We start from the raw sequence: 356 nt of genomic DNA on the forward strand, positions 1-356 counted from the left end.
CACAACGCACGATTTCGATGGGATCTTCTTTAACATGGGCGGCTACCAGACGAGGGACTATAGCGGTAACTATCACGGTATCTGTCATTGTGCTAATTGCAAACGGCTTTTTTCAGAGATGTTTGGGCTGTCTCTGCCGACCGAAGAGAATCACGGAGATCCAACGTTTCGGAAATATAGCCTCTTCAAGCAGCGGACTTTACAGACACACCACAAGAAGGTTTACGATTTTATTCACAGGCTGAAGCCCGATATTTGTATCGCCAACCACCGGGAAATGCGCCGAGGGTTCAACCGGATGGAGGCAAACACTGCGATAGACCGACCCCTGCCCCACTGGCAGTACAGCGCGTCCG

1 protein-coding gene is annotated in these 356 nt (G+C 51.1%); it reads left to right on the forward strand.

Going from position 1 to position 356, the window contains the following annotated elements; genetic code table 11:
* Positions 1–356, forward strand: a 356-nt coding sequence (locus J4G02_06035) for a hypothetical protein (GenBank protein MCE2394137.1), incomplete at both ends; no start/stop codon positions are given.

Source organism: Candidatus Poribacteria bacterium, assembly GCA_021295755.1.
Classification (GTDB): domain Bacteria; phylum Poribacteria; class WGA-4E; order WGA-4E; family PCPOR2b; genus PCPOR2b.